Origin of the sequence: Bacillus xiamenensis (assembly GCF_001857925.1) — a bacterium.
Classification (GTDB): domain Bacteria; phylum Bacillota; class Bacilli; order Bacillales; family Bacillaceae; genus Bacillus; species Bacillus xiamenensis.
In genome coordinates, this window is record NZ_CP017786.1 from 306,911 (window position 1) to 318,205 (window position 11,295).

At 39.8% G+C, this 11,295-nt stretch carries 14 protein-coding genes; 5 read left to right on the forward strand and 9 right to left on the reverse strand.

The annotated features are described in order from the left end of the window. Positions 1-178: 178 nt before the first annotated feature. The 9 genes from BK049_RS01500 to fadH form a co-directional block, all read right to left on the reverse strand. Positions 179-604: a DUF4275 family protein gene (locus tag BK049_RS01500; RefSeq protein WP_071169171.1), complete on the reverse strand. Its 426-nt coding sequence runs from the start codon at positions 602-604 to the stop codon at positions 179-181. 101 nt (positions 605-705) lie between these two features. Further along, positions 706-1,587, reverse strand: a complete 882-nt coding sequence (locus tag BK049_RS01505) for a transcriptional regulator CcpC (RefSeq protein WP_071167688.1) — start codon at positions 1,585-1,587, stop codon at positions 706-708. A gap of 96 nt (positions 1,588-1,683) precedes the next feature. Then, positions 1,684-2,127, reverse strand: a complete 444-nt coding sequence (gene cbpB / locus BK049_RS01510; RefSeq protein WP_008356907.1) for a cyclic-di-AMP-binding protein CbpB — start codon at positions 2,125-2,127, stop codon at positions 1,684-1,686. A 146-nt stretch (positions 2,128-2,273) separates the two neighbouring features. Further along, the gene (gene abbA, locus BK049_RS01515) at positions 2,274-2,465 is read right to left on the reverse strand and encodes an antirepressor AbbA (protein ID WP_003210802.1); all 192 of its coding nucleotides are present in this window, start codon (positions 2,463-2,465) and stop codon (positions 2,274-2,276) included. 149 nt (positions 2,466-2,614) lie between these two features. Beyond that, positions 2,615-3,130: a ribonuclease H-like YkuK family protein gene (locus tag BK049_RS01520; RefSeq protein WP_071167689.1), complete on the reverse strand. Its 516-nt coding sequence runs from the start codon at positions 3,128-3,130 to the stop codon at positions 2,615-2,617. Between the two features lie 139 nt (positions 3,131-3,269). Further along, positions 3,270-3,512: a YkuJ family protein gene (locus tag BK049_RS01525; protein ID WP_003212254.1), complete on the reverse strand. Its 243-nt coding sequence runs from the start codon at positions 3,510-3,512 to the stop codon at positions 3,270-3,272. 186 nt (positions 3,513-3,698) lie between these two features. Continuing rightward, the gene (locus BK049_RS01530; protein WP_071167690.1) at positions 3,699-4,595 is read right to left on the reverse strand and encodes a manganese catalase family protein; all 897 of its coding nucleotides are present in this window, start codon (positions 4,593-4,595) and stop codon (positions 3,699-3,701) included. Between the two features lie 261 nt (positions 4,596-4,856). Then, positions 4,857-6,077 carry an EAL domain-containing protein gene (locus BK049_RS01535; protein ID WP_071169172.1) on the reverse strand — a complete coding sequence of 407 codons (1,221 nt, stop codon included), beginning with the start codon at positions 6,075-6,077 and terminating at the stop codon, positions 4,857-4,859. Positions 6,078-6,141: 64 nt separating this feature from the next. Beyond that, the gene (gene fadH, locus BK049_RS01540; protein WP_008356896.1) at positions 6,142-6,906 is read right to left on the reverse strand and encodes a 2,4-dienoyl-CoA reductase; all 765 of its coding nucleotides are present in this window, start codon (positions 6,904-6,906) and stop codon (positions 6,142-6,144) included. A 145-nt stretch (positions 6,907-7,051) separates the two neighbouring features. On the opposite strand from fadH, the gene BK049_RS01545 reads away from it, so the two are divergent. From BK049_RS01545 to BK049_RS19430, 5 genes are all read left to right on the forward strand, one after another. Beyond that, complete coding sequence (locus tag BK049_RS01545; RefSeq protein ID WP_071167691.1) at positions 7,052-7,909, forward strand: metallophosphoesterase; 858 nt, start codon at positions 7,052-7,054, stop codon at positions 7,907-7,909. A 156-nt stretch (positions 7,910-8,065) separates the two neighbouring features. Then, positions 8,066-8,563 (forward strand): L,D-transpeptidase family protein, encoded by a 498-nt coding sequence (locus BK049_RS01550; protein ID WP_008356892.1) that lies wholly within the window; start codon positions 8,066-8,068, stop codon positions 8,561-8,563. Positions 8,564-8,636: 73 nt separating this feature from the next. Then, positions 8,637-9,914: an MFS transporter gene (locus tag BK049_RS01555; protein WP_008356889.1), complete on the forward strand. Its 1,278-nt coding sequence runs from the start codon at positions 8,637-8,639 to the stop codon at positions 9,912-9,914. Positions 9,915-10,300: 386 nt separating this feature from the next. Beyond that, the gene (locus BK049_RS01560; protein WP_008356886.1) at positions 10,301-10,516 is read left to right on the forward strand and encodes a hypothetical protein; all 216 of its coding nucleotides are present in this window, start codon (positions 10,301-10,303) and stop codon (positions 10,514-10,516) included. Between the two features lie 530 nt (positions 10,517-11,046). Further along, the gene (locus BK049_RS19430) at positions 11,047-11,205 is read left to right on the forward strand and encodes a hypothetical protein (protein ID WP_157292634.1); all 159 of its coding nucleotides are present in this window, start codon (positions 11,047-11,049) and stop codon (positions 11,203-11,205) included. Positions 11,206-11,295: the final 90 nt, after the last annotated feature.

The window sequence follows — 11,295 nt, forward strand, 5'->3', positions numbered from 1 at the left end:
TTGGTCACCTCATCTAAATGATAATCATTTTCAATTATTATATGTACACTTTAAATGATAATGATTTTCATTGTCAAATGTTTTTATGAAAAGACATTGTTTCACATCACAATAATCCACAAAAAAACCGCTCATTCCAATTGGAAGGCGGTTCTCAAATGATCAAGATTTCATTGCTTTATGATTCACTCGTTTTATGTGTCTGAATAAAATATGGACCACAAGCGGTTTCGTGCGTCATCACAAATGTCCAGTGTTCATCCCAATCCATGACATACATATCGCTGTAATCCATATCATCCTTTTTATACGGTACATCATTCATTGAGAGTGCACTAGCGTTTTCAAAAAGATATGCTTCATCCACAAATTGATAAAAAATGGTACATTTATGCTTTGTTTGATGAAGAAATGCGTTGATCGCTTCATCTTTTTCAAGGCACTCAACCTTTTCCCAGCTGCATAGGTGCCATAGAAAACCATCCATCCCAATCTCTTTTTGTTCTTCTAATGAAAGATGGCTTGCAAAACGTTCACACCATCTCCCTCGTAAATATTTTCCCCACTTCGGTATGTCGATCTTCTTGCTTTGTTTATTTCTCATCATGTGATCTGCTTTCTTTCCGTAGAATGATAACCAGCCAAATCTATTCAACATTCAATTCAGGCCAGTACGTTTGATTCCCCTCATCTTCCAGAAGGTACTTACACATCCTCGCTTTCAAGCATTTCTTTTACCACACCAACAAATGCTTGGACCTGCTTTAACTGAAAAGATGCTTCATATCCCAAAAGCCATGTGTCACGCCCGATTTGTTCTCCATTTACGTCAACGAGCGGTGTTTTATGAACACTTTTTTCATGGTCATACAAGGTGACAGAAGGCAAAATGGCGTAGCCGATGCCATGATAAGCCATTTGTTTACATGTCTCAATTTGGTCCACAAGAATCGTCTGCTTTGGCGAGACTTTAAACTTTTGATGCCACCAGTGCTGGATTTCTTGATAATAGGTGCTGTCGCTTTTAAATTGAATAAACGGGCGTTCTGTCTCGATTAACTCATCGACGTCCTTGATCACAGAATCGACTAAATATAAATGATCGGTCATCAAATATTCCTTTGTACCTTTCCAATCAGGGTTTCCGCGAATAATCCCAATGTGCACATGGTCTTCATACAAGCTTTTGAGCATTTCACTGCTCCAGCCGGTCACAAGGGACACTTTGGCATTTGGATATTTTTCGACATACCGCTTTAATACCTTTGGCAGCCAGTGCTGACCAATAATGGATGCAACGGCAAGCTTGAGCGTACCGTGAATCTCCCCTTCAAGCTCATCAATTCTCTCCCTCACTCGATCCTGCTCCGTCGTGACTTCTTTAGCAAATTGAATAATCTGTTCACCTGCTGAAGTCACAGTGAGTCCTTTTTGTGAACGAAAAAAGATTTTGGTTCCCCATTCCTTTTCGATCGTTTGCAGCCTTTGAGATAATGCAGGCTGTGAGACAAAGAGCCGCTCTGATGCCTTTCTCATATTTAATTCTTCACTTAGGACAACAAGCATATGTAACTCTTGAAGCTGCATGAGCACCCTCCTTCTCTTGATAAGTTTTTCTTATTCGATATGGTCATTATATAAATAATAGCTTATGAAGGCAAAAAAAATAAGCTGGGCTGCAGCTCATTTTTTTGCGGAATGAATGACCTCATTTAAGCGCTTTAATACAACACGTCGAGTAAAAATCCCTTCAAACACTTGCTCCTCATTCTCTACACAAACAAATCCATTATTCGTCACAGAGTGAACGCCTTTCAGCACTGGATCAGTCGTTTTCAGTCTTGGAATATCTGTTAGCATGACCTCTTCTACCTTCAATTGGTCGAGTTTTTCGAATTCAATTCGTTCTAAACCAAAGATTTTATCCATGATCATATTTGTTCCAATTAACCCATGAAGATGATAAGAAGCATCTAATACTGGTATGGCTGTATATCCTGTTTTTGTCAGGACCAATAGGGCATGCTCAAGATTATTTCCAATTTGAACATGTGCCACTTTATCTGCATCAATCATATGTTCGGCTACTGTTGACTCAAGCAATTGAGTCGGTTCTATCTCTATCATGTTTCTTCGACCCCTTTTCTCTCGATCATCAATCATCCATTCCCTTTTCATATTAAGCATAAACTAAAACGAAATTTGTCGAAAGATTTTTTTCTGCATAAAAAAGATACTCAGCGTAGAGTATCTAATAGAATGTTTAACCGATATTAATTCTCAAACCTTACTCTGTCATACAATGTGATCAATTGCTTATACGTATTGTCGTCCACATTTTTTGTTCCACATTCTATATCATTGATCTCACTGCTTAGTAATTCGACAGCATATTCCTGATTCAGTAATACGTTTAATAATAGCTTTTTCTCTTCTTCATTAAAACGATTTTCGATGACGCTCATTCAACATCAGGCCCCCTGTTTCATATATGCTTTTATATTGATTAGCAGGCGTTTGAATGTCTGCTTCCTCTCTATACAGCTAGAATAAGGAACTAGAATCGAATCGTCAACCGCATGTTTCGACAAGGTTTGGAGAAAAATGACGGAATTTATTTTGTGTATCGATTGGCGTAGCAAAATGCTGCATATGAGTCGGGTTTTATTTTTGCTTCAATTCCCATAGCTGTGATCATTCCGGTCATTTCCTGAATCAGCTCTTTCGTACTTCCTTTTTTGCCAATATCTAGATGAGCTTCAAAACGAAGGTCTGCCCCTTCCTCAGCAAACGGAAGAAGCAAATCCATCAGTTCTGTTAAAGGTCCCTCCAGGATGTCTGCGCATACCTTTTGGCTAAACGCTGTTTCTAATGAAATTTTTTCTCTAAGACTTTGCACAGGTCTGTTCATCACGTGTTGTGTGAGACAGCCCCACGCTCCTTTGCCAATCCGGTGAAGATGAATTGCAGTCATAAATGTTGTGACATTCTGATGAACCTGAGAGTCCGTACCAATTGATAACACATAGACAGATTTCGGATCTTTTCGAATAAAGTCTTTCATTCTCATGACGACATCAGAAAACGCTAACTGATCTTCAGATAGATGAAAGAAAAAAGAATCGCTCACAGAAAGGAACTCCTTTTTAATGGTCTCTTATCCGAACAATGCGCTGAATGATCATCTTCCATTTGTCCATCACCTATGAAGTGTATGCTTCCGAAATAAACGAAGGAATCCTCAGAAAAAACATTTCATACGATTCAGCTTAGGATTGTAAAAGCTCAAAAATCTCAATCGAAATCATATCAATGTTGTCAAATGGGAAAGTGTTTGGCTTATCCCCTTGTTGAAAAACAGTCAATTCAAACGTTTGATTCTTTTCGAAATACTTAACACTACAGATTTTCTCACCGTTCACTTCAAAATAACGCTGTGCCGGCTCATTTGCAGCTTCTGCTGTCTCTTGAAGACTTTGCAGCCTTGTAATAATACCCATTAATTGTGACATTCTAAAAAAAGACTCCTTTCAAAAAAACAACTCAAGATGAACCCCGTATTGATTATACACAAGTCCTACAAAGCATCATACCATAAAGTGTTCTCAGATGATATTTTTCCTCTTGAATTCAAAAAAAGAAAAAGAATCTGTTTTTTTATTTTGAGTCTTTTTTTCTCATCTCATTCATCCTGTTTTTTATATACCTGCCGATCTCATCAGCCGTTTGGCGATTTCGTCAAAATCCTCTTTTGAAATACCCGGCGCAAACTCTTCCGGCAAATCTCTATAATCTGGTACAGGTGCCCCTTTTGGGGTGCCCTCAATGACTGTCAGCGGCTTTCCATCAATTGGGTGGCTGCCTTTCCAAATCAGATTGATATCCTTGTAATCCGTATCACTAAATGTATACAGTTTTGTATGAACATTTTGCTCTTCAAACTTTCTGGCAGAATCAAAGTATTTATTGTCGAGGTTTGGAATCGGCAGCATTTTCCCTACATCTACTCCTGTGGCTACCTCAAGAGCTTTTGCATACGCCACCACATGCACGCCTCCCCTTACAAGTAAATAACCGATCATCTCTCTTGCTGTAGGGTGATCCGTCATTTCATATACACGCATTTTATGTGTACGAGCTCCGCACTCAAGGAAGAAATTATGAAGAAGATCAAGAATCAGGTTACCACTTGAAAACACATTCTCTCCTGTCCATGGTTTTGCCATTGAATCAAACGGATAGCCTGTTTGTGCGGTTTGGATAAAATGCTGTGTATTTCGTTTATCAACAGCTGCTTTCATCGGTGTTGTATCTGGATCTCCCCCATGAGTGGTTCCTGTAATCATGAGATTGACAGCGGTTGTCACAAGCTCTACATGACCAAATTCTTCAGCTGTAATACTTGATACGAGGTCATAAAACGGTTTGAGTTTTCGTTTTCCCCTAAAGTTAAAGGACTGAAACATGTAATTATTTAATGTGGACATTTCACCAAATTTCCCGCCCAGTAATTCTTGCACAGCAGCTGCACCATTTGCATCTGGGTGATCTGGCATTGGCAAATCAATCAGCAGCCGCTTGTCGCGTTTGATCATGGCTTTTCCCTCCTACTGTCTAACTATCATCACTTAAGATGTATGGATGAATTGGGATGTCCTATGCATGAAGGGAAAGATTAAAACGCAAAAAAAACTTGGCGGGGGTAGCGCCAAGTTTTTTGGATCTTGATCTGATAGAGGGGTTGGGGAACAGAGAGTAGCTTCTCTCTATAACTAAATGATAATGATTATCAGTTTCATTGTCAACCATTTTTTATTTCTTTTTTCTATTTTAAAAAACAGCCATGAAGGCTGCTTTTAAATTAATCCATCTTGCTCATATAGATAAGCATACGGGAGGTCTATAAACAAATATACGTCTTCTTCTAACGGATAGGAAAACGTACGGATTCGCTCTCCAGTTTCTAAATCACTGTAAATATCGCTGAAAAATCCTTTTCCACTAATTCTCATTTGAAGAATATTCGCTAGGAAATAAGGACGCCAGCTCCAGTTTTTCTCTATATACTCCGGCTGAAACAACCATTCTTTATCTTTCTTAAATACATTCCCAGTGATTTGAAATCCTTCCTCATTACACATATAAATTCGAAAGCTGCAATCTGTTAGTTCGAGTGCCAGTTTTTGAATGAGTTCATCATTTGTACTGCATGATTTTTTTAATGTACTGACAGCTTGATGAATTCGCTTATAAAATGTTTCAGAATGCTCATAGACAGCTTGAAGTTTCTTTTTCTCATGGGCAATAAATTGTTGAAACTCTTCTCTAAGCTGATCTTTTCGTTTGTTACGGTCAATTAGTTCTGCCGCAGGCTCATGAAGATAGAAGCCTTGAAAATATCGCCCGCCGTTTCTCCATGCATACTGCAGCTGAAAATTTGCCTCAATGTCCTCATAAATTAAAGCCGCTCCTATTTTTCTCGCAAGCAGTGAAATGCTGTATAAGACATATTCATAGGAAGGGGAAGGAGAGGAAGCCTTTAAGGCCTGTAAATCAATTTTTAATAGATCGGGTGAAAGCAGGGCAATCCTGTCAAGGTTACTGCTTTCTTTTCCTATATTAGATACGGCGATTTTGATTCCATATGTACGATAATACGTTAACGTATGGTAAAGCTGCTCAATGTCGCCGCTAAACGTATGTTCAGTAATTTCAATGACAAACCGGTTGAGTTGAATGCCTCTTGCTTCATATTCCTTTAAAAGTTCTAAAAAACTTTCGCCATGGTCAAGCATGAGGACATTGGCATCATGATTAATAAAAATGAGCAAATCTTCATCCGCCGCTGTGAAGAGATCAAGCGCTTGACTCAGTACTTTTTGATCTACTTCAAGTTTATATTCGTCAGGAATAGATGAATCCGTAAAGAAGGAGCCTAGACTAACCGTTCCCGACTCAAGCTTCATTCTTCCTAGAATCTCATAGCCTATCACTTTTTGTTCTTCCGCACTGAAGATCGCTTGATAGTGCGGGAAAACATCTTCAATATTCGTTAAAATATCCAATGGATCGACCATTTTCATCACCTGCTTCTCTCTTTGTGTGATTATACCATATCAAAAGCAGGTCATACACGGTCATTCAAAATGGTGATCGGTTAAGCCACTGTCCCCCATCCATCGTGATACAATCGCCATTAATATAAGATGCATGGTCTGATAATAAGAAACTCGCAAGCTCTGCAATTTCTTCTGGCGTGCCAAGTCTGCCGAGAGGCACACTATCTAAAGTTCTTTGTGCAGCCTCTTCAGATTCCCACAGTTTATCAGCACCGCCTGTTCTCTCAATTGGCCCTGGTGCGATAGCATTCACGCGAATTCGATATTGTTTTCCCCATTCCACCGCAAGCGTGCGGGTCAGTGACAGAACACCCGCCTTTGCTGCTGCTGAATGCGCCACACCTACACCAGCACCCCATGCATATGTGGCGACCATGTTGATCATACTCCCGCTTTTCTTTTGACGAATCCAATAATTGCCCACCGCGTGGCTGCAAAAAAATGTACCATTTAGCACAATATCAATGACCGCTTTCCATCCGTTTGGAGACAGCTTTTCCGCCGGAACCAAAAAGTTCCCCGCTGCGTTGTTGATAAGCGCATCCACACCGCCAAATGTATCTACCGCAAACTTCACCATTTGGTCAGCATCATCTGGATTTCGCACATCCATTTGGAAATAAGCGACAGAGCCGCCTTTCTGTTTGATTTCATTTGCGGTTGCTTCAAGCGTCTCTTCTGTTCTTCCAGTCATCACAACATTCCAGCCCCCAAGTGCCAAATGAGTGGCCATCGCCTTCCCCATTCCGCTTGATCCTCCTGTGACAATCACTGTTTGCTTCGTCATTTGTTCTCCCCCTTTGATGAATTTGAATGACTATTCATTCATTGTTTTTTCTATCATATCATGATTTCCCCTCCATGCACCATATGGGAGTTTGATCAAATATCATGCTATACTTAATTTTATTTTTAAAGGAGTCTTATCTTATATGAAGCAACTTTCACGTAGACAGTTTTTAAAAGGAGCAGCTGGATTGAGTATTCTCGGTTTTTTGACCACGACCTTTGGGTATGGTTACGCGCGGTACATTGAGCCGCGCATGATCGATGCCGTATCACTGACCATTCATGATGCTCAGCTTCCAGCTTCATTTGATCAGTTTAAAATTGCGCAATTTAGTGATGTTCATTTAAGTGATACATTTCCCGCTGAAGATTTAGAGTCCATCGTCCAAAAGATCAATACTGAATCTCCGGATCTCATTGTGTTCACAGGTGACCTTGTTGATTTTCAGTCATCTATTGAAGAACATGAAAAAGCCAGAGCCTATTTGTCTAAGCTTGATGCTCCGTTTGGAAAGATGGCGATATGCGGAAATCATGACTACGGGCCATTTGGCATTGATGTATATGAGAAAACGATGGAAGCTTGCGGATTTACATTATGTAAAAATGAAGTGTTTCTTTTAGAAAAAGAAGGTGCGCACATTCAGCTCGCTACACTGGATGACCTCATGATGAATGTGCCTGATTACGACCTCATCAAACGGGAAGTTTCCTCTGACCTATTTACTTTACTGCTTGTACATGAGCCTGATGCCGCACTAGAGCTCAAAACAACACCGATTAACTTGCAGCTTTCAGGACATACGCATGGCGGTCAAATACAGCTTCCTTTCTATGGACCGATTCTCACAGCACCTTATGGGCATACATATGTCGAAGGGTTATACGGCAGCTATCAGCACCGTATCTATGTCAACCGTGGACTTGGGACAACCAGAATGCCGCTGCGATTTTTAGCCAAACCTGAGATCACCTTTCTCACCTTAACCTCTCGAGTGTAAACAGAAGCCAAATCGCCTTGATCAGCATATGTATAAATAAAGATCGTTCTCATGACAAATGTTAGGAGAAACCTTACTGGGCCTGATTCCGTCCATATTGTATATTGAATGACGGGCATCACGGCTTCTTTTATTTGAACAAAAGGAGTGTCCTTCGTGCTGCGATACACGGTGAAAAGTGGAGAAACACTTGCTTCTATAGCACTTGATTTCCGAACAACAACAGATGCCTTAAAGGCTGCAAACCCGTCACTTGAATCTCGTGAACCAGAACAAAATGAGATCATCATCATTCCCGGGCTGCCGGATCCAAGTACCATCCCTTACCGCATATCCGTTTCAATTTCAACGAAGCGTCTCGTTCTGTTTTCTGGATCACAACTCATACGCTCGTACCCGATTGCAACAGGAAGAATTTTGAATATGACCCCGACAGGCTCTTATTATATTGTCAACAGACAACCAAACCCAGGAGGTCCCTTTGGCGTCTATTGGCTGAGCCTTTCGAAAGTTCATTACGGCATCCACGGGACGAATAACCCGTCTTCAATTGGTAAAGCTGTGTCTAGAGGGTGCATTCGTATGTATAATCAGAATGTCCTCGAACTTGCTTCACTCGTTCCAAATGGAACACCTGTGACCATTAGCCAGTAGGAGAAATCAATTGTATGAATGGTTAAAATTTTATATGATAGAAAGTGGGATCTTCAGGTTAAGGAGCGTATTTATGGATATTTTTAAAAACAGAAATTTTGTTCGTCTCTTTTTTGCAGCACTTGCCTCGCAAATGGGGACAACAGTAGGCAATATGGCGTTTGCCTTTTATTTGCTCGACCATTTTAGTCATCAGCCCGCCTACGCCACATTGGCAGAGCTCATGTATTCACTGCCTACGGTCTTTGTCTTTTTTATGGTCGGTGTGGTCGCTGACCGTTTTGATCGTAAAAAAGTCGCAGAGAATTGTGATTGGATACGAGCTGGGCTGACAATCGTTTTATTTATCGTCATTTATTTTAATTCACTGCCGCTTATTTTCTTGATCTTGTTTATACGAAGTGCCATTACGAAGTTCTTCTATCCAGCTGAAGCCTCTCTCGTTCAGGCCATCTTAAATAAAGATCAATATGCAAAAGCAGCTGGTTTAAATCAAATGCTATTTAGTCTGTTTATGGTATTTGGTGTTGGTATAGGTGCCATTATGTATAAGACGATTGGACTTCATGGTGCTATTACCATTGATTTGGTCAGTTTTATTATTTCAGGTATTCTTATTCGATCATGCAACATTCCAATGGAAGCACGTCAGCCAAATGGACAAGCCGGGTGGAGAGGCATGACCATTAAAACTTCTCTGAAAGATTTTAAAGAAGGTATTCTTTATATTTTAAAAAATAAATTACTGGCTTCTTTAATTTTTGGCTTCTTTGTTTTCGGTCTAGTCAATGGCGCATTTGCCGTTCTTCCAATGTTTACGATGAAATACGGGCTTTCACCAGATCACTTTGAGCTGCATACATCCTTCTTTACAATTGCAATCGGTGCAGGGCTTCTTGTTGGAAGCTTATTGGGTTCTGTTCTTGCTAAAAAGGTAAAAATGCAATACCTCATGTCGATTCCAATTCTGGTTGCCGGCATTCTTATTTTTGTCCTTGGTTCTACCCATTCACTATGGTTATTTTATGTCACATCATTTGTCATTGGTACATGCATTGGTCCAGTCAACATTGTCATAGGAGGCTGGCTGCCGAGAATTGTCCATCCTCGCCTAATGGGCCGCGTATCAGGATGGGTTGATCCGCTCACCATGTTTGCACAATCAATGACGCTAGGTTTAATTGCCGTCCTATTTCCAAAGCTGATCACAAATGTTTCTTATATTTATTACGGAATGGGCATCATTATTTTACTCGTCTTCCTTTTTTACTTCATTACATTGCCGAAGTTCAGCAGAGAGGCTGCCGACTTAGACGTGCAGCGTGAATTAAAGGGCCAGGGAGTTCAATAAATATACCAATAAAGGATTTTCTTCTTGAGAACATCCTTTTATCATGATTGCGGCGTCCTTCGCGTGAAGGACGCTATTTTTCTGCTAATCGAAATGAGTCATTCTTTCACCGGCAAAAATGCTTAAAAAAAGATGAGCAAGCGCAGAACAGGACAAATGGGCAGACATGTACTACATACACTATCCCCCAACACCCAAACCATCAAGGCGTTAGAATGCCTTTATTCGACAAACTTCATTTTCACATTGACTCTCACTTAGATTTCCATATCTCTTAACTCATTATGAAATAAAAGGAATATGTGTAAAATCAAAACATTTTCAACAAAAAACCTTTACATCTTTGGAAGTTTTATAGTAGGATAGTCAGGTTGGAGGTGAGGGGTATGCTAAAAAGTTATTATTTTATTCATACAAAAAATGATCATGGACAATACGTTGTACATACAGAAGACTGCGCATTTTTAGGTGATGCAGCAAGCCGTACGTTGATTGGTCTGCACATGAATGGTGAAAGCGCCATGGAAGAAGCCAAAAAAATGACGAACGAAACAGATTTTAACGGTTGTTTTTATTGCGCTTATTCTTGTCATACGAAATAGTCCATGATTTTAAGCCATATGTTCGACCCTGTTGTCTTGCATATGGTCGATTTTATACGTGCAATGGATGAACAAATAAAACACATTGAGAAACTACCCATTTATTTAAATAGGTAGTTATCAAGGTATGATAGTTCACTTTGTGTATATTTATCAGCACTTACTCAGCTGATAAGGACAGCAAACAAATAAACGACTTTTGACATGCTCTCCCTCCCTTTTGCACCTACTACTTACACTCTGCCAATCTATTATTCTTTCCATCTGAAACAGCGAGATGAAGCATACTGACTGTTATATGATCGTGTTTCTTGCACTTGGAATCCAGCCACGTTTCAAAATCATCATATATGGCTTTTTACAATAACCCTATTTGCCATTTACTAATAAAAATCTAACACTTTACCAAACATACGTTTCACATGACAACCTTCCTCTTATTCACTTAATTTTCACCTTTCTAAAGTCAACTATATGATAGGATTCTTTTGGGAGGAGTTTCAAAAGGACAGACGTAAAAGGAGCGTAAAATGAAAATGAATATAAACAAAATAAGATCATTCCTTTATAAAACATCAAAATACTTGGATGACGTCAACGCTGTTCAAAAAGGAACAATCGGAAAACGGATCATGCGACGGGCAGCAGGTAAAGCATCCAAGAAGCTAGTGAAAAAGATATTCAAATAAGATAGTCCAAGGTGGTGATTTCATGAATGATCTTGAGAGGAAGCTATACAGGATCATCTATAATATGAGTAAGTTTCCCACAATGGAGGA